This is a genomic window from Acidiferrimicrobium sp. IK, from assembly GCF_025499425.1.
In the GTDB taxonomy this organism is placed as follows: Bacteria; Actinomycetota; Acidimicrobiia; order Acidimicrobiales; family Palsa-688; genus Acidiferrimicrobium.
Genome location: NZ_JAIMCB010000010.1, coordinates 172,246 through 189,239 on the forward strand (window position 1 = coordinate 172,246; position 16,994 = coordinate 189,239).

At 70.9% G+C, this 16,994-nt stretch carries 17 protein-coding genes and 1 pseudogene; 13 read left to right on the forward strand and 5 right to left on the reverse strand.

What is annotated here, in order from left to right; genetic code table 11:
- Window positions 1–56: 56 nt before the first annotated feature.
- From K6U06_RS17210 to pknB, 6 genes are read left to right on the forward strand one after another with little or no spacing between them, the layout of a single operon-like run.
- The gene (locus K6U06_RS17210; RefSeq protein ID WP_262323192.1) at window positions 57–710 is read left to right on the forward strand and encodes an FhaA domain-containing protein; all 654 of its coding nucleotides are present in this window, start codon (window positions 57–59) and stop codon (window positions 708–710) included.
- A gap of 22 nt (window positions 711–732) precedes the next feature.
- On the forward strand, window positions 733–1,242 hold the full coding sequence (locus K6U06_RS17215) for an FHA domain-containing protein (protein ID WP_262323193.1): 510 nt from the start codon (window positions 733–735) through the stop codon (window positions 1,240–1,242).
- A 10-nt stretch (window positions 1,243–1,252) separates the two neighbouring features.
- Entirely contained in the window at window positions 1,253–2,518 is a 1,266-nt protein-coding gene (locus tag K6U06_RS17220; protein ID WP_262323194.1) for a Stp1/IreP family PP2C-type Ser/Thr phosphatase, read from the forward strand.
- Window positions 2,515–3,927: an FtsW/RodA/SpoVE family cell cycle protein gene (locus K6U06_RS17225; protein WP_262323195.1), complete on the forward strand. Its 1,413-nt coding sequence runs from the start codon at window positions 2,515–2,517 to the stop codon at window positions 3,925–3,927. The genes K6U06_RS17220 and K6U06_RS17225 overlap by 4 nt, the downstream gene beginning before the upstream one ends.
- Window positions 3,924–5,630, forward strand: a complete 1,707-nt coding sequence (locus K6U06_RS17230; protein WP_262323196.1) for a peptidoglycan D,D-transpeptidase FtsI family protein — start codon at window positions 3,924–3,926, stop codon at window positions 5,628–5,630. Before K6U06_RS17225 ends, K6U06_RS17230 begins: the two co-directional genes overlap by 4 nt.
- Window positions 5,631–5,672: 42 nt before the next feature.
- Window positions 5,673–7,649: a Stk1 family PASTA domain-containing Ser/Thr kinase gene (gene pknB / locus K6U06_RS17235; RefSeq protein ID WP_262323197.1), complete on the forward strand. Its 1,977-nt coding sequence runs from the start codon at window positions 5,673–5,675 to the stop codon at window positions 7,647–7,649.
- Here pknB and K6U06_RS17240 read toward each other — a convergent pair.
- Window positions 7,630–8,283, reverse strand: coding sequence for an anthranilate synthase component II (locus K6U06_RS17240; RefSeq protein WP_262323198.1), 654 nt, complete (start codon window positions 8,281–8,283; stop codon window positions 7,630–7,632). The two genes, pknB and K6U06_RS17240, sit on opposite strands and share 20 nt — an antisense overlap.
- A gap of 173 nt (window positions 8,284–8,456) precedes the next feature.
- On the opposite strand from K6U06_RS17240, the gene K6U06_RS17245 reads away from it, so the two are divergent.
- Entirely contained in the window at window positions 8,457–8,780 is a 324-nt protein-coding gene (locus K6U06_RS17245) for a cell division protein CrgA (protein WP_262323199.1), read from the forward strand.
- Window positions 8,781–8,926: 146 nt separating this feature from the next.
- Here the strand turns inward: K6U06_RS17245 and K6U06_RS17250 are convergent, their stop codons facing one another.
- The 4 genes and pseudogenes from K6U06_RS17250 to K6U06_RS24795 form a co-directional block, all read right to left on the reverse strand.
- Window positions 8,927–9,559: a peroxiredoxin gene (locus K6U06_RS17250; protein ID WP_262323200.1), complete on the reverse strand. Its 633-nt coding sequence runs from the start codon at window positions 9,557–9,559 to the stop codon at window positions 8,927–8,929.
- 110 nt (window positions 9,560–9,669) lie between these two features.
- Window positions 9,670–10,800 carry a mechanosensitive ion channel family protein gene (locus K6U06_RS17255; protein ID WP_262323201.1) on the reverse strand — a complete coding sequence of 377 codons (1,131 nt, stop codon included), beginning with the start codon at window positions 10,798–10,800 and terminating at the stop codon, window positions 9,670–9,672.
- A 105-nt stretch (window positions 10,801–10,905) separates the two neighbouring features.
- Window positions 10,906–11,589 carry a CPBP family intramembrane glutamic endopeptidase gene (locus K6U06_RS17260; protein WP_262323202.1) on the reverse strand — a complete coding sequence of 228 codons (684 nt, stop codon included), beginning with the start codon at window positions 11,587–11,589 and terminating at the stop codon, window positions 10,906–10,908.
- Window positions 11,590–11,820: 231 nt separating this feature from the next.
- A pseudogene (locus K6U06_RS24795) lies at window positions 11,821–11,976 on the reverse strand (DUF2510 domain-containing protein); the annotation flags it as partial.
- A gap of 219 nt (window positions 11,977–12,195) precedes the next feature.
- On the opposite strand from K6U06_RS24795, the gene rpmH reads away from it, so the two are divergent.
- The 6 genes from rpmH to K6U06_RS17285 all read left to right on the forward strand — a co-directional run bounded on the left by rpmH (window position 12,196) and on the right by K6U06_RS17285 (window position 16,115).
- Complete coding sequence (gene rpmH, locus K6U06_RS17265) at window positions 12,196–12,330, forward strand: 50S ribosomal protein L34 (protein WP_262323203.1); 135 nt, start codon at window positions 12,196–12,198, stop codon at window positions 12,328–12,330.
- The gene (gene rnpA / locus K6U06_RS24800; protein WP_410051074.1) at window positions 12,330–12,707 is read left to right on the forward strand and encodes a ribonuclease P protein component; all 378 of its coding nucleotides are present in this window, start codon (window positions 12,330–12,332) and stop codon (window positions 12,705–12,707) included. Before rpmH ends, rnpA begins: the two co-directional genes overlap by 1 nt.
- Window positions 12,704–13,027: a membrane protein insertion efficiency factor YidD gene (gene yidD, locus K6U06_RS17270; protein WP_262323204.1), complete on the forward strand. Its 324-nt coding sequence runs from the start codon at window positions 12,704–12,706 to the stop codon at window positions 13,025–13,027. Before rnpA ends, yidD begins: the two co-directional genes overlap by 4 nt.
- 10 nt (window positions 13,028–13,037) lie before the next feature.
- Window positions 13,038–14,306, forward strand: coding sequence for a membrane protein insertase YidC (gene yidC / locus K6U06_RS17275; RefSeq protein WP_262323205.1), 1,269 nt, complete (start codon window positions 13,038–13,040; stop codon window positions 14,304–14,306).
- The gene (gene jag, locus K6U06_RS17280) at window positions 14,307–15,284 is read left to right on the forward strand and encodes an RNA-binding cell elongation regulator Jag/EloR (protein ID WP_262323206.1); all 978 of its coding nucleotides are present in this window, start codon (window positions 14,307–14,309) and stop codon (window positions 15,282–15,284) included.
- Between the two features lie 93 nt (window positions 15,285–15,377).
- The gene (locus K6U06_RS17285; protein WP_262323207.1) at window positions 15,378–16,115 is read left to right on the forward strand and encodes an RsmG family class I SAM-dependent methyltransferase; all 738 of its coding nucleotides are present in this window, start codon (window positions 15,378–15,380) and stop codon (window positions 16,113–16,115) included.
- Window positions 16,116–16,994 lie beyond the last annotated feature (879 nt).

The window sequence follows — 16,994 nt, forward strand, 5'->3', positions numbered from 1 at the left end:
GTGCACCCGGGTGCCGCCGGACGGCGGGCGGTCCCGAGTACGCTCGTGACCCGACCATGGGACTGCAGCAGTTCGAACGCCGCCTGGAGCGCCTCGTCGAAGGGGTGTTCGCCAAGGCTTTCCGCAGCGGGCTGCAGCCCGTCGAGGTAGGACGCCGTCTGACCAGGGAGATGGACCTCCGCCGCACGGTCGCGCCGCGGGGCACCCTGACCCCCAACCGGTTCGTGGTCCTGCTGTCCCCCGAGGACCACGACCGCTTCGCCCCGATCGAGGAGGAGCTGATCGCCGAGCTGGTCTCGCAGGCCCGCGACCACGCCCGCAGCGAGAACTACGTCTTCATCGGCCCGGTCACCGTCACCCTCGACATCGACCACGGCCTCTCTCCGGGCATGTGCCTGGTCGCCGGCGAGATGGTCCGCCCCGCGGCCGGCGCCGCCAGCCTGGTCCTGCCCGACGGTCGCCGGGTGGCGATCGGCAACCGGCCGGTCACCCTCGGGCGTCTACCCGAGTGCGAGGTGGTCCTCGCCGATCCCAACGTCAGCCGGCGCCACGCCGAGGTCCGCGCCGGTGAGGACGGGGGCTACGTGGTGCGAGACCTGGGTTCGACCAACGGCACGAGACGCAACGGCGTGATCGTCAACGGAGTGGAACGGCTAGCCCCTGGTGACGAGATCACCGTCGGCGCGTCGACTGTCCGCTTCGAGGTCTGAGCGGTCGGGGTAGAAGGGCGGAGTGTCAAGCGGGGTCATCACCCTCTTCAAGTACGTCTTCCTGGCCGTGCTGTACCTGTTCTTCCTGCGGGTACTGCGCGCGGTGTGGGTCGAGCTGCGCGAGCCCAAGCCGGCGCCGGTGATGGCCCCGCCGGCGGGGACGCCGGCCGCGGCGCCCCCGCCGGTGCCGATGCCCGAAGGCCGCCGCCGGAGGGGCAAGGGCGAGCCGAGCCACCTGCGCATCACCGAACCGCCGGAGCGGCGAGGCCAGACCTTCGCCCTCCCCGGCAACCAGGACGGCGGCGAGCTGACGGTGGGGCGGGCCCCGGGGTGCGGGGTGTCGCTGCCGGAGGACACGTTCATCTCCCAGCTCCACGCCCGCGTGTTCCGACGAGACGGGGACGTGTGGGTCGAGGACCTGGGGTCCACCAACGGGACCCTGCTCAACGGCAAGAAGGTGTCGGCCCCCGCCGTCATGCGCCGCGGCGATCAGCTGACGGTCGGCCGCACGGTCCTGGAGCTGTCCTCGTGAGCGGCCACCGGTGACGGTGCTGCGGGCGGGGGCGGCGACTGACACGGGGCTGGTCCGGGCCAACAACCAGGACCAGCTGCTGCTCGCCGACTCCCTCTACGCGGTGGCCGACGGGATGGGCGGCCACGCCGCCGGCGAGGTCGCGTCCGACACCGCGGTGAAGGCCCTCGAGGCCGCGTGGAGCGCCGGGGCGGCCCACGATCCTGGCGCCCTGGCGGCTGCGGCCAAAGAGGCCAACCGGAAGGTGTGGCAGACCGCCCAGAGCGACCCTGAGCTTCGGGGCATGGGCACGACGTTGGTCGCGGTGGCGCTGACCGGGTCGGGGGACAACCAGGAGCTGGCGGTGGTCAACGTCGGCGACTCGCGCGTCTACCTGCTGCGCGACGGCGAGCTCGAGCAGCTGACCGTCGACCACAGCCTGGTCGCGGAGCTCGTCGCCGAGGGTCAGCTGCGGGCCGAGGAGGCCGAGTTCCACCCGCAGCGCCACGTGCTGACCCGGGCCCTCGGCGTCGACAGCGACGTCCCCGTCGACCTGCTGACCGTCGCCCCGTTCAAAGGCGACCGCCTGCTGCTGTGCTCCGACGGCCTGATCCGGGAGGTCAAGGACAACCAGGTGGCCTCGGTGCTGCGCCGGCTGTCGGACCCCACCGAGGCGGCCAAGGAGTTGGTCGCAGAAGCCAAGCTTCGGGGCGGCAGCGACAACATCACCGTTGTCGTGGTCGACGTCCTCGACGACGGCGACCGCGCCGCCCAAGCCTCCGCCGCGCTGACCCCCGAGCGCGACGCCACCGCCACGCTGCTGCCCGCTTCGGAGGTGGGGAAAGAAGACGTGCGCGACCCGACCACCGCGGTGCCGGTGGTACCCCCCGTCGCGGCCCCGGCCCCCGCCGTTTCCCGCCGCCAGCGGCGCAGAGCCGAGCGGGCCGCGGCGCCGGCCCGTCCCCGGGCGCGGCTGGTGACGGTGCGGGTCGTGCTGTTCTTCCTGCTGCTGCTGGCCGTGCTCGGCGCGGCCGCCGGCGCCCTGGCCTGGTACGGGCGGGGCAGCTACTACGTGGGGTTGAGCGGCCAGCAGATCACCATCTACAAGGGACGGCCCGGCGGGGTGCTGTGGATCAAACCGACCGTGGCGCAGCGCACCGCGGTGACCACCGCGCAGGTGGAGAGCCGCCACATCCCCGATCTGCAAAGCGGCGTCACCGAATCGTCGATGTCCGCCGCCCAGGCGTACGTTGCCAACCTGACCCGCGAGTTCCAGCAGGCGCAGGCGCAGGGATGAACGCCGCCGCAGCCGTCGCAGCGCCCACCACGCCCCGGGCCCCGGCCCGGCGCCGCACCGAGCTCGGGTTGATCGTGCTGGCGGTCCTCCTCGTCGGGGGCCTCTACGCCATCGCGGGGCTGGGCAAGGCCGGCTCGCTCCCCGCCAACATCGTCCCCTTTCTCCTCATCTTCTTCGCGCTGCTCGTCGTCGCCCACGTGGCCATGCGCTACCTGGCCCCCAACGCGGATCCGATCCTGCTCCCCACCGCCGGCCTGCTCAACGGCGTCGGCTACACGTTCATCGCCCGGCTGTCGAGCTCGCAGGCCTCCAAGCAGGCGGCGTGGACCGCCCTCGGCTTCCTCGTGTTCATCGCCACCCTGGCCGTCGTCCGGCGAGGGCGAGACCTCGAGCGGTACCGGTACCTGTTCGCGTTCGCCGGCATCGGCCTGCTGCTGCTGCCGTTGGTCCCCCACATCGGCGAGAACATCAACGGCGCCCGGCTGTGGATCCACCTCGGCTCGTTCAGCTTCCAGCCCGGGGAGCTGGCCAAGCTGGCCCTCGCGGTGTTCTTCGCGTCCGTGCTGGTCGAACGGGCCGATCTGCTGGCCCACGGCACCGTGCGCATCGGCCGGTTCCTGGTCCTCGACCCCCGCTACCTGGCCCCGATCATCGTCGCCTGGGGTCTGTCGCTGCTGATCTTCCTGGCCGAGAACGACCTCGGCTCGTCGTTCCTCTTCTTCGCGCTGTTCATCGGGATGCTCTGGATGGCGACCGGGCGGGCCTACTACCTCGGGCTCGGAGTCGGGCTCTTCGCCGCCGGAGCGGTGTTCGCGCTGAAAGTCATCGGTCACGCCCAGTCCCGGGTGCAGGCCTGGCTGGACCCGTGGGCCCATCCCGAGACCACCGGCTACCAGATCATCCAAGGCCAGTTCGCCATCGCCGACGGCAGCGTCTTTGGCACCGGGCCCGGACAGTCCAACGCCAGCCACATCCCCTACGCGTCGTCGGACTTCATCTTCGCGGTAGTGGCCAACGAGCTGGGCCTGGTCGGCGCGGCCGCGCTGCTCATGGGCTACCTGCTGATGGTCGGCACCGGGCTGCGCATCGCGCTGCGCGCCGACCGCCAGTTCGAGAAGCTGCTCGCCGCCGGCCTGGCGCTCATCCTCGGCGTCCAGACGTTCGTGATCGTCGGAGGCGTGACCCGCCTCATCCCCCTGACCGGAATCACGCTCCCGTTCGTGTCCTACGGCGGCAGCTCGCTGATCGCCAACTGGATCCTCGTCGCGGTGCTGCTGCGGATCTCCGACGACACCGAGACGCCAATGGTCGTGCGGCCCTCCTCGCTGGTCGAGTTGAGTGACGTCGGCCTCGACACCGGCATGATCGACCTGGGCACCCCGACCCCGCCGGAATCGGGGGTGTCGTGAACCGGCAGATCCGCCTCGTGGGAGCCGGGGTGATGGTCCTGTTCATAGCCCTGTTCGTCCAGCTCAACTACCTGCAGGTGTTCCACGCCAGCGCCCTCGACAACAACCCGCTCAACGGGTCCCGAGTGGTGCGGGAGTACGACCGGCCCCGAGGGCAGATCGTGTCCGCCGACGGCCAGCTGCTGGCCACGTCGGTGCCGACCAAGGACCAGTTCAAGTACCAGCGGCAGTACCCGCTCGGAAGCCTGTTCGCCCAGATCACCGGGTACTTCTCGTTCACCTACGGCGCGGAAGGAGCGGAGAAGACCTACGACAGCATCCTGACCGGCGCCAACCTGTCCAACTCGCTGCCCACGTCCATCCAGGGACTGCGCAACCTGCTGACCCAGACCAACAAGTCCCAGAGCATCACCCTCACCGTCTCGCAGAAGATGCAGCAGGCGGCGGCCACCGCCCTGGGCGGGCGGACCGGGACGGTGGTGGCCATCGAGCCGGCCACCGGCGCGGTGCTGGCGCTCTACTCCAACCCGACCTACGACCCCAACCTCCTTTCCGGCCACAGCCAGACCCAGGTCATGGCCAACTACAAGAAGCTGGTGGCCGCCCCCGGCAACCCGCTGTCGCCCGGGTCGTACCGCAACACCTGGCCTCCCGGATCGACGTTCAAGATCATCACCTCCTCCGCGGTCTACGACCACAACCCGGCGCTGGCCACCAAGACCTATCCGGTCCTCAACGCCCTGCAGCTCCCCCAGACCACCTCCCTGCTCCACAACTTCGCCGGGGAGACCTGCGGCGGGCAGCTGCTCAGCCTCTTCACGGTGTCGTGCAACACCGGATTCGGTGCAATTGGCCTGGATCTCGGCGGCCAGAACCTCTACGACGAGGCCCATTCGTTCGGCTTCGACCAGACCCCGCCGCTGGACCTGCCCGCGGTGGCTCAGGCCCGCTTCCCGGCGGTGTCCAGCTTCAGCCAGAACCAGCCGGCGATCGCGTTCTCTGCCATCGGTCAGGAGAACGTGTCGGCGACCCCCTTGGAGATGGCGCTGGCGGCGGCCGGTATCGCCGACAACGGGACGATCATGGCCCCCCACGTCCTCGACCACGTGACCGACAGCCAAGGCCGGACGGTATCGACCTACTCCGACAAGCCGTGGCTGCAGGCGACGTCGCCGGCAACGGCCGGGGCGGTAACCCAGCTCATGCTGAGCGTGGTCAACGCCCCCAACGGCACCGGCGGGGCCGCGAAGATCCCCGGCGTGCAGGTGGCGGCCAAGACCGGCACCGCCCAGACCGGGCACAACACCATCGACGCGTGGTTCGCGGCCTTCGCTCCGGTCCCCAACCCGACGATCGCCGTCGCCGTGCTCCTCCCGGACCAGCCGAGCGGCAACGCGTACCAGGGCGGCACGCTGGCGGCCCCGGTCGCCAAGGCGGTCATCCAGGCGTGGCTGGCCAGCGGCGCGGCCACGGCCAAGGCGGTGCAGTCGTCGTCCGCGGTGACCAGCCCCTCCACCACTTCCACCACCGCTCCTTCCACGACCTCGCCGTCGGTCACCACCCAGGTCACCTCACCGCCGGCGACCTCGCCGGTGACCTCGCCCCCGCTCACCGCCCCGCCGGCGACGAGTCCCGCCACCACGCTCCCTCCGGCCACCACCCCGCCGACGAGCGCATCCACCAGCCCGACGAGTGCGCCTTGACGCTCACCCGGCGGCCTTCCTCCCGTAAGGTCTGAAACGCCCATGTCCCAGCAGCAGGTCTTCAGCGACCGCTACGAACTGGTGCGCCACATCGCCCGAGGCGGGATGGCCCAGGTGTACCTGGCCAAGGACATCCTCCTCGACCGCCCTGTCGCGTTGAAGGTCCTCTTCCCTGAGCTGTCGACGGATCAGTCGTTCGTGCAGCGGTTCCGGGCCGAGGCCAAGGCGGCCGCCAACCTCTCGCACCCCAACATCGTCGCCGTCTACGACTGGGGCCAGGGCGAGCGGACCTACTTCATCGTCATGGAGTTCATCGACGGGTCGACGCTCAGCCAGCAGATCCGCCAGGCCCCTCTCGACCCCAACCGGGCCGCGGTGATCGGCGCCGACGTGGCCGCCGCTCTCGAGTTCGCCCACCGGCGGGGCGTGATCCACCGCGACGTGAAGCCCGGGAACGTGCTGATCGACCAGGCCGGGCAGGTCAAGGTGGCCGACTTCGGCATCGCCCGGGCGGTCGGCGCCGCGGAAAACCTGACCCAGACCGGGGCGGTCATGGGCACCGCCACCTACTTCTCGCCCGAGCAGGCACAGGGGCTAACCGTCGACGCCCGCAGCGACGTCTACTCCCTCGGGGTGGTCCTCTACGAGATGGTCGCCGGGCGGGCCCCGTTCACCGGTGACAACCCGGTGACCATCGCCTACAAGCACGTGCGGGAGGAGCCGCCGTCGCTGGCCCAGGCCCGACCGGGCCTCCCCCCGGCCTACGAGGCCATCGTCATGAAGGCCATGGCCAAGGACCCCGCCGCCCGGTACCAGACCGCCGGCGAGCTGCGGGCCGACCTGCTGCGCTTCGCGCAGGGCCAGGCCGTCACCGCCGGCGACTACGCCCCGACCGTCGTAGGCGGCGCGGTCGGCGCCGCGGCCACCCGCGTCCAGCCGGCGGCCGACAGCACCCGGGTCGTTCCGGTCCCCGGCCCCGGCGACCGCAGAGCCGCCGCCTTGGCCGCCGCCGAGGAGGACACCGAACGGTCCCGGACCGCCTTGTTCGTCGGGCTGCTGGTCGCGCTGCTGGTCGTCCTCGGAGTGCTGCTGTTCTTCCTCGGCCGCCAGGTCGGGTGGTGGTCCTCGTCGTCGGGGACCACCAAGATCATCCCGAACGACATCATCGGCAAGCCGGTGGCCGCGGCCCAAAGCGAGCTGTCCGGGCTCGGCTTCACCAAGATCACCCAGACCGGCGCCAAGAGCGACTCGGTCAACCAGGGCCTGGTCATCAGCAGCAGCCCGGCGGCGGGAACCAGCACGTCCACCACCACGCCGATCGTGCTCACCTACAGCACCGGCCCGACGTCGGTGCAGATACCCAACGTCACCAACCAGACCCAGGACGCGGCGACCACCACCCTACGGGCCGCCGGGTTCCAGGTCACCGTCGGCCCGTCCCAGAACTCCTCGACGATCCCCGCCGGCATCGTCATCAGCACCAACCCGGCCGCCGGCCAGCAGGCCCCCAAAGGGTCCAGCGTGCAGCTGATCCTGTCGTCGGGACAAAAGCAGGTCCAGATCCCGGCGCTCGCCGGCCAGGACAGCGTCACCGCCAGCAACACGTTGGGCAAGTTGGGTTTCAACGTCACCCAGGCCAATGAGGCGTCGACCAAGTACCCCGCCGGCCAGGTCACCCGCACCGACCCCCCCGCCGGCTCCAGCGAGCCGTTCGGCTCCCAGGTCACCCTCTACGTGTCGACCGGCGCCCAGGTACCCAACGTGGTCGGCCTGTCCCAGTCCGCGGCCCAGCAGAAGCTCGCCGCCGCCGGCCTCACCGCCACCCCGACAAACGCCCCCACCGCGGACCCGAGCCAGGTGGGCGTGGTGACCAGCCAGAATCCCGCGGGCGGGACTCAGGTGGCGCCGGGCAGCGCGGTGGCCATCGTGATCGGCACCGCCGAGCCTTCGACCACCACGACCAGCACCACGATGCCGCCCTCCACGACGTCGACGCCGTCTACGACCGCGTCGACCTAGCCTCGCGGCGCTCGCCGGCTGCGGCCGGGCCGGCGGCGACCGCTGCGGCGATGGCGCCGGCCTGGCCGCAGGCCTCCAGCCAGTTGGCGACCATCCGGTGACCGCCGGCGGTCAGGATCGACTCCGGGTGGAACTGCACACCCTCCACCGCCAACTCCCGGTGCCGCAGGCCCATGAGGGTGCCGTCTTCGGTCCACGCCGTGGCTTCCAGCTGGGGCGGTAGGCCCGAGGGGTCGACCACGAGGGAGTGGTAACGGGTCGCGGTGAGCGGGTCGGGCAGGCCGGCGAACACGCCCCGCCCGTCGTGGGTCACCTCGGAGGTCTTGCCGTGCATCACCGCGGTGCGCACCACCGGCGCCCCCCACGCCGCGCCGATGGCCTGGTGGCCGAGGCACACGCCGAAGACCGGGACCTCGCCGGCGGCCGCTCGGATGAGCTCGATGGTGATTCCAGCGTCCTCTGGGCGGCCCGGGCCCGGCGAGATCAGGATCCCGGCGGGCCGCATGGCCAGCGCGTCACGCACCTCCAGGCGGTCGTTGCGGACCACTACCGGCTCCGCCCCCAGCTGGCCGAGGTACTGGACCAGGTTGTAGACGAACGAGTCGTAGTTGTCCACCACCAGGATCCGGGTCATCGGCCGGCGAGGTTACCGCCGGCCAGGGGCGCGGGCGCCGGCCAGGGGCGCGGGCGCCGGCCAGGGGCGCGGGCGCCGGCCAGGGGCGCCGGCCCCGCCGCTGGGGCGCTGGCCGCCCCCGCGGCTGCCGGCCGCTGGGGTGCGGATGCCGGCGGTCGCCTACGCTGGCGCCCATGGCCAGGAGGACCAAGGACGCGCCCGGTCGGGTAACACCCAAGGGAGGACCGGCGCGGGCGCGCGGCGGCTCCTCGAGGGCTGGTACCGAGGAGTCGGGTCGCCCGGCGAGCGGCCGCTACACCGCTCCCGTCCCCCACGAGTGGGACAGGAGCTCCCCGTGGTGGGTCCCGGTGCTGATGCTGGCCCTGTTCGGCATCGGCGTGCTCGGTATCGTCTTGAACTACCTCGGCGTGCTGCCCGGCGGCGCCAGCAACGTCTATCTGCTGATCGGCCTCGGCTGCATCGTCGCCGGGTTCATCACCGCCACCCAGTACCGGTGACCCCGCTACCGGCAGCTGATACCGGCGGCGGCTGCCCCGCCGCGACCGGCACCAGCTGAGTTACACCGCTGTTACTCGTCCCCAGATTCATCCACAACCTGGGGACGAGCGATGTGACGGGCGCCACTCCGTCACGGCGTAGCGTCCTACTTGGGCTGAGGGGTGAGGCGCAGGTACGGGCGGAGGGTGTTCCAACCTGCCGGGAACTTCTCCTTGGCCGCCTCGTCGGAGATGGCCGGGGCGATGATCACGTCGTCGCCCTCCTTCCAGTCCGCGGGGGTGGAAACCTGGTGCTTGGCGGTGAGCTGCAGCGAGTCAAGGACCCGCAGGATCTCCTGGAAGTTGCGGCCGGTGCTCTGCGGGTAGGTGATCGTCAGCTTGATCTTCTTGTCCGGCCCGATGATGAAGACCGAACGCACGGTCACGCTGTCGCCGGCGTTGGGGTGGATCATCCCGTACAGGTCAGCGACCTTGCGGTCGGGGTCGGCGATGATCGGAAAGTTGACCGTGGTCCCCTGCGTCTCGTTGATGTCGGGGATCCAACCCTTGTGGGACTCGACGGTGTCGACGCTGATCGCGATCACCTTGGTGTTGCGCTTGTCGAACTCGTCCTTGAGCCGAGCCACCGCGCCTAGCTCCGTGGTGCACACCGGCGTGAAGTCCTTCGGGTGGGAGAACAGCACCCCCCAGCTGTCGCCGAGCCACTCATGGAAGGAGATGGTCCCCTCCGAGGTCTCAGTCGTGAAATCGGGGGCTTCGTCACCGAGCTGCAGAGCCATGGGTTCCTCCTGGAGATGTCCGGCTGGAATGTTTCCGGCACGTGTCACGAGCCGATGAGCAGCACGGTACCGCAAGCCGGGATGGAAAGTCGATCCATCTACTCAACATTTCAGCCCCGGCGGCGGAACCGGCGGGGAGGCGTGGCGGAGGAGCGCTCGGTCGGCCCGCCAGGGGCGGTCCCGGACCCGGCGGCGCCACTGGCGGTGGTCACGCCGGCGTCAGCACTGGCAGCGGGCGCGGCGGCGGCAACACCGGCCGGGCTTGCGGCGGGGGGCGCCGGCGACAGCGCCGGCGGGTCCTCAGCCCAGGCCAGACCCTCGACCCGCAGGGCCTCGAGGATGGCTAGGCGAAGCTCCCGGGCCGCCCGATAGTGGCTGCCCGGAGTGGTGTGGGCGATCACCCGGAGCGTCACACTGTCGTTGTCGGTCGCCTGCACGCCCACGAAGGCGGGCGGGGCACTGAACACGCTCTCCCACTCCGGCCGGGCCGCCAGCCGGCGGGCGGCGGCCTCCGCCTCGTGACCCGCGGCGACCAGATCGGTGCCATGGGGGACCATGATGTCGACGAGCGCCGCGCTGTCGGTCTCCGTGCTGTTGCCGACCGCTCGGATGTCCCCGTTGGGGACGTACCAGACCATCCCGTCCAGCGCCCGCACCCGGGTCGTGCGGAGATTCACGCTTTCCACGACTCCTGTCGTGCCCGACGAGTTGATGGTGATGCTGTCGCCCACGCCGTACTGGTCCTCGGCCAGGATGAGCACGCCCGATAGGAAGTCCTTGACCAGGGTCTGGGCGCCGAAGCCAACCGCCGCGCCGATCACCGTGGCGGTGGCCACGAACGGCGCCAGGTTGATGCTCAGCTCCCCGAGGGCGGTCAGGAACGCCACGATCCAGATGATCGCCTTGAGGATGCTCGTGATCACCCCGGCCAGGGTGCGAGCCCGGTCGGCTCCCCGGGGCGTGGCCTTGACCAGCGGCGACACCAGCCTGAGGGACCCCACCAGGCGGCGGGACAGGCGGGAGACCAGCCGGGTGATCACGAATGCGATGACGAACACCAGAACGATCCGCAGCGGGCCGACCGCGTAGACCTGGACGTCGTGGGCGGTCGAGCTGCCCACCCCGACGCTGGTGAGGAACTGGTAGATCACCCCGCGGTCGTTGGTAGCCGACCCGCTGGCGACACCGAGGAGGGTGCTCAGTGCGGAGTGGACGTGGTGAGGGGCGGAGGCGTCGATCATCGCGATGGAGGTGGAGAAAAGGGGCCGGCGCGGCCCGCCGGCAGGAGTAGCGGCACAGGCCCTGCCGCGGGCGGGGCTCGACCCCCGCGTGAGCCACCCTAACTGTCAACGGGTGAGGATCGCGACCGTCACCAAGAGGTTGTAAAGCCCGTGGCCGATCATCCCTGCGGCCAGCCGACCGGTGAGCTGAGCGGCCAGACCGAGCAGCACGCCGAACGCGCCGATGACCACCACCACCTCGACGTTGCCCAGCCCGCTCGTCGGGTTGAGATGTGCCAGCCCGAACAGGCCAGCCTGGGCGAACACCGCCCCGATCGGCCCGAGCCGGGAGCTCAGCGCAGCACGCACCAGCCCCCGGAAGAACAGCTCCTCGAAGATCGGCGCCCCGACCGACACGATCACCGCGATCACCGCGAACCCGGCGGTGTTATGGGTCTGACCGTCGATCAGCTGCGTGTTGCTCCCCGACAGACGGGTCCCGACGAACGCATGGGACAACACCGCCGTGGCGACCAGACCGGCAACGGTGACCAGAGGCCCCCACCCGAGGTCGGCGGGACGGAACCGGGCACCGAAGTCCCGGCGGAGCGACCCCGTGCCGTACCGGCGGGCCACGAAGATGCAGGCGCCGAGCATCCCAGCCCACAGGCCGAGCTCGCCGGCCAGGACGACCAGCGCTGAGGTGCTGCCGGCGCCGGTGACCGCCCCAGCGAGCGCACCGATTACGCCCCCGGCGACCTCCCCGATCGCGAGGCCGAGCAGGGCCCACCACGCGGCGCGAGCCGGCATACGGGTCGCGGACGGCCCATCGGCGGCGCCACAGTGATCGGGCGGCGGATCTGGCGGCGTCCGTAGCGGGGACGTCGGCGGCGGTGAGGGCGGCGGCCAGTAGCCGGCCGGCGGCGCTGGCGGTGAGGGCGGCGGCCAGTAGCCGGCCGGCGGCGCTGGCGGTGAGGGCGGCGGCCAGTAGCCGGCCGGCGGCGCTGGCGGTGAGGGCGGCTGGCGGTAGGCGGGGGCTCGACCGGTGGTGTGGCTCCAGCGGGCCCCGTCCCACCACCTGACGCTGCCGGGGAACCCAGTCGGGTCGGCGTACCAGCCGGGAGGCGGCAAATGCGCGGGCGCTGGCCCGCTCACCGCGCCGCCGCAGGATGTGGCACCGTGGTGCTCGCCGTCCACACATTGTGAACGTACGCGCCGTTCACTTCGATCACGGCGCGGGCGAGGGACGAGGCCCGGACGGGCCGGGAGCGAGGGGCGAGTGGCGTGCGGCCTCGCACTGTTCTACCCTTGCTCAACGTGCCCGCGGGCCGTCTGGACTGACGCGCATCGCCGTTGCTCATCCGGCACGGCGCAGCGGCCGGGCCTTCAAACTGACGGCACTCGAGGAGGCAATGAGTGAAGCGCACCTATCAACCCAACAATCGCAAGCGGGCCAAGAAGCACGGCTTCCGGCATCGCATGTCGACCCGCGCCGGGCAGGCGATCCTGAAGAGCCGCCGGCTCAAGGGCCGTCACAAGCTGTCGGCCTGATCTGGCGGGTCGATCGCCGTGCCACCTTCCGGGCACTGCGTTCCGGGCGGCGCCGCCGCAGCGGCCCCCTCACGGTATCGTGGGTCCCCGGGGACCCCTCGGAGCCTCCCAGGGTGGCGTTTGCCATCGGTAAGCGCGTGGGCTCGGCCGTCGTACGCAACCGATTGCGCCGCCAGCTCCGTACCTGTTTGCGGAGCGCAGCTAATCGGTTGCCGCCCGGCGCTTACCTGGTCGGCGCTGGGCCCGACGCCGTTCACCTCTCCTACGAGGACCTTCGGATGACTCTCCTACGAGCGCTCGACGCGGTCACGACCCTCGCCGAGCGCTCGCGGCCGTCCGCGCCCGGGTCCGAACTCTCCGAGCGGGGACCGGCGTGACCTCGACGGCGCGTCCGGCCCCGGCAGACACCGCCCCGGAACACCAGTGCTCTGGTAGCGACGCCCACGGTGACGAAGCCACCAGCCGGGCGGCTGCTGCTCCGACCTGGGTGGCCCGGGGGGTGGTGGGGCTGCTGCGCGTCTACCAGGTGGCCCGGGCCGGTCGTCTCTCCCCCTGTCGCTTCACCCCGACCTGCTCCGAGTACGCCGCCCAGGCCGTCGCCCGCCACGGCACTCGCCGAGGCCTTGTCCTGACCGTCCGCCGGCTCGGACGGTGCCGCCCCGGGGGCCCCTTCGGTCCCGATCCCGTTCCCGAATGAGGACGCACTGATGCATTTCCAAGCCGCGCACGTCCTGGCCGCCGGCGGGCTCAGCCTCGACCCGATCGCCAAGCCCATCGCCGCCATCCTGGCGGGCATCTACTCGGTGATCCCCAACTACGGGGTCGCCATCTTGGTGCTGTCGCTGGCCTGGATGATCCTCATCGCCCCGCTGACGCTGAAGACAACCCGGTCGATGCTGGCCATGCAGAAGCTGCAGCCCCAGATCAAGAAGCTCCAGGAGCAGCACCGCAACGACCGGGCCGCCCTCAGCCAGGCGACGATGGACCTGTACAAGGAGCACAACGTCAGCCCGTTCGGCTCCTGCCTGCCGACGCTGCTGCCGCTCCCGGTGTTCTTCGCGCTGTTCCGGGTGATCGACGGGCTGTCGCACATCACCAACGGGACGCCCACCCCCCGGTACCTGTCGAAGTCGACGACGATGTACCACGACATCGTCGCGGCGCACGGCCACCTCAACGCTTTCGGCGTGGATCTGTCGAAGAACGCCCTGAGCAGCCACAGCGGCGTCGGCTCAGCTCTCCCCTACTTCATCCTGCTGCTGATCATGATGGGCACGCAGTACGCCCAGACGGTCCAGATGATGAACCGCAACCCGGCGAACGCGGACAACCCGCAGGCGAAGATCATGAAGTACCTGCCGTTGATCTTCGGCGTCATCTGCATTCGGTTCCCCGCTGGCGTGGTCCTCTACTACGGCATGTCCAACCTGTGCCGGATCGCCCAGCAGACCCTCATGTACCGCTACGACCCGAAGGTCAAGGCGCTGGCGGCGCAGGAGATCAAAGAGATCGAGGCGGAGACCCGCGATATCGAGACCGGGAAGCGCAAGCGGGAGGCCCCCTCGGCTCCCGCGCCCAAGAGCCGCTTTCGCGACCTTCTCTCCTCGGCGGCAGAGCAGTCCGCCAAGGCCCGCGAGGAGCGCGCCGCCAGGGAGCCCGGGCGCACCCCTTCCAAGGGCGCATCCGCCAAGGCGACCCCTCCGAAGGGACCTGCAGCCAAAGGGCAGGCGGCCAAGGGGCTGCCTCAAGCGGCCCCGGCAAACAAGAACACCGGCGCGAAGGCAACGGGCGCCGGCAAGGGGGCCAACGGTAAGGCCGTCAACGGCAGCGGGGCCACCCCCACCCGCGCCGACGGCAACGGAAACGGTGACGGAGCTGGTCCCACCCGTCCGCGCACCGGCGCAGGCGCCGGTAACGGTGGACGAACGGGAGCCGCCCGCACCCCCCGAACCAACAGGAAGCGGCGAGGACGCTAGATGGAGTGGATCGAAACCACCGGCAAGTCGATCGAGGAGGCCAAAGAGGCCGCCCTCGATGAGCTGGGTGTTGACGAGCAGGACGCAGAGTTCGAGGTGCTTGCGGAGCCCAAGGCCGGCCTGTTCGGCCGGATGCGAGGAGAGGCCAGGGTTCGTTCTCGGGTCCGTCCCACTGCGCCGCGCCCGAAGGACGACCGGCGCAACCGCCGGCGCAACCGGGCCGGGGGAGCCGCCGGCGAAACGGCCAGCGCGCCGGGAGCGGTAGCGACCACCGCAGTGTCAGCCGAGGCAAGCGGCAGTGATGCACCGGCCGCCGCTCCGGCCGGTGGGGACCCCGTCGGCGAAGCGATCGCAGAGGCCGCAGCTGCGGTCACCGAATCCCCGGCCGACAAGGGCCGCCCGGCGGGCAGCGGCCGGCGAAACGGCTCGGCGTCGGCGGGCACCGGTCGCGGATCGCGCCGCGCCACCGAAGAGCGCAACGAGGAGAGGGACAAGATGAGCAACGTGGACGTACCGCTCGAGGAGCAGGGCAAAGTAGCCCGGGAGTTTCTCCTCGGCTTGGTGCAGGAGTTCGGAGTGGCCGCGGAGGTCACCGCAACCGTCGGGGACGAGGACGTCATCGACGTCGCGGTGACCGGCACCGACCTGGGCATGCTCATCGGCCCGAAGGGCACCACGCTTCTCGCCCTGCAGGACCTGACCCGCTCTGCGGTCCAGCAGAAGACCAGCGCCGGTAACGGCCGCATCAACGTCGATGTAGCCGGCTACCGCCGGAAGCGGTCCGAGGCCCTGGCCCGCTTCGCTCTCCAGATCGCCGAGAACGTCAAGGCCACCGGGGTGCGCCAGGCCCTGGAGCCGATGAGCGCGGTTGATCGCAAGGTCGTCCACGACACCCTGACCGACGTGGATGGTGTGTCCACCATTTCCGAGGGCGAGGACGCCCGCCGTCACGTCGTCGTCGTGCCGGCCGAAGACTGACGCCGGTCACCGCTCGCTGCGTGCGTGACCGCTCCCCCGTGGGCCTGACTGCTCCCCCGCTGTGGGCGTCGAGGTCGGCCCGTCTGGTGCCGAGTGACTACATCTGATCCGGTCCCCGGCCTCGAGGCCGGGGACCGGGCGCGTCTGACCGAGGTCTTACACCGGTCCCGGGAGCTGGGGTTCCTCGGTCCCGGGCCCATAGACGACCAGATCGACCGCAGCTTGGCCCTGGTCCCGGTAGTGCTGCGCAGTGCTGCTGCCGCCAATCGGACCGGGAGCTCGCTCGAGCCCGCCCGAGAGGGCGCTGCAGAGGCACGCAAAGGGAGCGCCGCCGCGAGCGGACGACTCCGGGCGATGGACCTCGGCAGCGGCGGAGGTGTGCCCGGACTGGTGCTGGCGCTGGCGATCCCAGCGTGGGAGTGGACGCTCCTGGACGGGTCGGCCAAGCGTGCAGGGGCTCTGGAGGAGTTCGTCGCCACCCTCGCCCTAGGCGGCCGGGTGGACGTCATCGCCCAACGGGCCGAGGAAGCGGCTCGGGGGGCTCTGCGAGGCGCCTATGACCTTCTGGTGGCCAGGGGATTCGCCGCGCCGGCGCCGACTGCGGAGTGCGCCGCACCGTTCCTCCGCGTCGGAGGCGCGGCGGTGGTGACCGAGCCGCCCGGGGGTGCTCCGGATCGATGGCTGCCGTCGGGACTGTCAGAGCTCGGTCTGGTCGCCTCGGAGTCGATGACCGAGCCGCTTGCGGCCCAGGTCCTCCGCCAGGTCGTCGAGTGCCCAGCCCGGTACCCACGACGGACCGGAATCCCTGTGAAGAGGCCGCTCTGGTCCTAGACCGGAGGGATAGAGGGTCCGGCTGCTGCGGCCGTACGCCCCAGGCCTGCCGTACTCCCCGGTGCCCCCCCGTACTCCCCGGTGCCCCCCGCACTCCCTGGGTCCCCGGCGCGGCCTGGTGCGCACGCGCGTCCCCAGTGCGCCCGCTGCTCGCCCTTGCCGCAGGCTCCACTTGGGTGCCCCCGTATCCGGTGTGGCAAGAGGTTCGCCCGGGATGTTTCACGTGGAACGTGTGCCTGAGGGTTAGGTCGCCCTGTTGCACGTGAAACCTCGCCGCTACCCGGGCGTCGGCCCTGCGGAGGGCTCGCCCCGTGCCGGCTAAGGGCTGCAGAGGCTCGAGCCCAGGCACTGTGAGATCCAGCACTGGATAGAGCTGCCTCTAAGGCGTCCTCAACCAGTGCCAGTCAGGTGCCTAATCCACACGAGGGCGGCATCCGGCGTCGAGCCGGCGTCTGCCGGCGGCATTGGTACGTGCCGCCGGGCTGGCGCCGTCCGCGCCGGGCCCGGTCGTTACGGCCTTAGCGAGCCGGCAGGCCACCATCTCACCTCCCCGGCTCGGGAGCTGCCTGGCCCCGATTGACGGAGCTGTCTGTCCGCTCCGCGCATCGGCGAGGGGCTCCGGGACAGCGGCATGCCGTTGCCGAACACGATGAAGTTGAACAGCTCACCGCCTCGCCTGCGGCGACCTGACCCGGTCGCGCTGGGGATCCGGGCCGAGAACCCTCCGAGGCCGGCCCCCTGGACTCCAACACTTGCCTAGGACACTGTTGAACAATTCTCGCTTCGGTGCTCGCGATTTGGGCCCAGACCGTCGAGAATTGTCGGGTGCAAGGACGGAGCGAATCCAACCGTGAGTTGCTCGACGCGGCGGCGCTGTGT